Here is a 2,396-nt window from a genome sequence, read left to right as displayed (position 1 = left end):
GCTGTAAGTGGTTTGTATATTTGGTAATAAAAAGAAGAGATGCGATAATTAAACTCAGCAAGCTCTAATTCTTCAGGTACATATTTTATAAGTTTTTCAGCTTGCTCAAAGTGTTTTTTAGCTTCATTATAGTCTGCAATAATCGTGTTATGAATAGCTTTGAAGAAATTATAATAATAGGAAAGAAAATTATTTTCTGGTATTGGGAAAGAATCAATTTTATTAAAAGCATCTTTATTGATATTTAAACCATCTATTAAAACAGTATATCTAAAGTTAAAAAGTGAATAATATAATTGCAGGTTTGTATCTTCTTCTGAACCAGATATTCTATCCTCAATCTCTTTTTTTAGTTTTGTTGCATGGACAGTTTGATGTTGTAATATAGCTAAATACCAATCATTAAATAGTTTTGTAACTTGTTCATTACCTTGTAGTTGAACGTTCATAAAATCCCCTCACTTTTTGAATATTCTTATAAAACATATTATCAAAAATAATAATATTTAGAAATGGGGTTTTATATTTCTCAATATTTGTTTAGTGGATTTATTATTAAACAAATTGGAATAAAGTTAGTTTTGTTCTTTAGTTTAAGGGAGGGGAGTGTGGAATATAGTAAGGATAACTATAAGATGCTTCAGTCTGTCTTTTTAAAAGGGAAGTGTATAAAAAAGGTGTGTTCACACAATTTGTATGAACACACCTTTTTACATATTAAACAATCACGTCCCACAAAAAGTACGATAAGGGCGATTAGTCGGCGCTGGAGGCGTGCAGTAATCCGCTTGTTCTTGAGAATATTCATAAGGATTTGCTAAAGCTTGAAGAAGTTTCTCCATCACGCTATAGTTTCCATTTTTAACCGCTGCTTCAAGTGCTTCTTCTACTCGGTGGTTTCGAGGGATGATTACTGGGTTGTTATTTTTCATTAATTTGTATGCATCATCTTTCGATTCTTTTTGTCTTTCTAACCGAGATTGCCATAGCTCGTACCATTCTTTAAATTCGGGACTTTCAAATAAAGGTGCATTTTCTAATGTAGTGTCAGTTAATGCACGGAATGTATTTGTATAATCTGCTTTATATTTTTCCATTGCTTTTAAAAGTTTCTCAATAAGTGATTGATCTTGCTCTTCATTGCTAAATAGTCCTAATTTCTTCTTCATTCCGAGGAACCAATTGTTTTCGTACTGCACGCTAAACTTCGAAATTTCATCTTGTGCAATCTTTAGCGCTGCTTCTTCATCTTCGTGTAGAATTGGCATTAAAGATTCAGCTAATCGTGCAAGGTCCCATGCAGCCATATATGGTTGATTTCCATATGCATAACGACCTTGGGTGTCAATAGAGCTAAATACTGTTCCTTGGTTATAACTATCCATAAAGGCACACGGACCGTAATCAATCGTTTCACCGCTAATCGTTATATTGTCAGTGTTCATTACGCCGTGAATGAAGCCAACGAGTTGCCATTTTGCGATAAGGCTTGCTTGTCTCTTAATAACTTCTTGTAGTAATGAAACGTATGGATTTTCAGTAGATTCAATTTCTGGATAATGTCTTTTTATCGTATAATCAGCTAACGCTTGGAGATCCTCGATTGAGCCGCGAGCTGCCGCGTATTGGAATGTTCCAACACGTATATGACTACTTGCAATCCTTGTTAAAATAGCTCCAGGTAGCTTTGTTTCGCGATAGATTGGTTCGCCAGTTGAGACTACTGCTAAACTGCGAGTAGTTGGAATATCAAGTGCGTACATTGCTTCGCTAATAATATACTCGCGTAGCATAGGACCGAGTGCAGCACGGCCATCACCGCGGCGTGAATATGGAGTAGGGCCAGAACCTTTCAATTGAATATCAAAGCGTTCGCCTGAAGGAGTAATTTGTTCTCCAATCAAAAGGGCACGACCATCTCCTAACATGTTGAAATGACCAAATTGGTGCCCAGCATATGCCTGAGCAAGTGGATGAGCTCCTTTTGGAATAGTATTACCAGCTAAAATGGCAATTTCAGCGTCCTTTTTTAGTTCCTCAGGATTAAAGCCAAGAGATATTGCTAAAGAATTATTTAGTTTAATTAACTCCGGTGAGCGTACAGGAGTTGGGGGGATTTCGGTGAAAAATGATTTGGGCAGGTCAGTATAACTACTCTCTAAATTCCAACCAGTTTCGTTTTTATTAGTCATCGTATCTCCTCCTTTTTGTGTGTTTTTGAAATTTGAATTGTAATTGGTTTTTAATTATTTTCTTGTACTTATATGTATTCTGTGTGAGGTTAATTAAAAATATTATACGTTTATTGTAAATGATCCCCTTGAAATCTATTGTAAGGACTTCATTACATTGTGTCCATTTAACTGTCATAAAAACAAAAAGAGCCTTCGTTATAT

Annotated in this window: 2 protein-coding genes; both read right to left on the bottom strand. The window is 35.0% G+C overall.

Annotation, left to right across the window (positions count from 1 at the left end):
• Positions 1 to 449 (bottom strand): response regulator aspartate phosphatase (locus AC1DTM_RS23145; RefSeq protein WP_477000982.1); only part of this gene is annotated, 449 nt, incomplete at its 3' end.
• A 276-nt stretch (positions 450 to 725) separates the two neighbouring features.
• On the bottom strand, positions 726 to 2,192 hold the full coding sequence (locus tag AC1DTM_RS23140) for a protein adenylyltransferase SelO (protein ID WP_088099403.1): 1,467 nt from the start codon (positions 2,190 to 2,192) through the stop codon (positions 726 to 728).
• Between the last annotated feature and the right edge of the window lie 204 nt (positions 2,193 to 2,396).

Source organism: Bacillus sp. P4_D3 (assembly GCF_056401855.1).
This window is presented reverse-complemented; position numbering and strand designations above follow the sequence as displayed.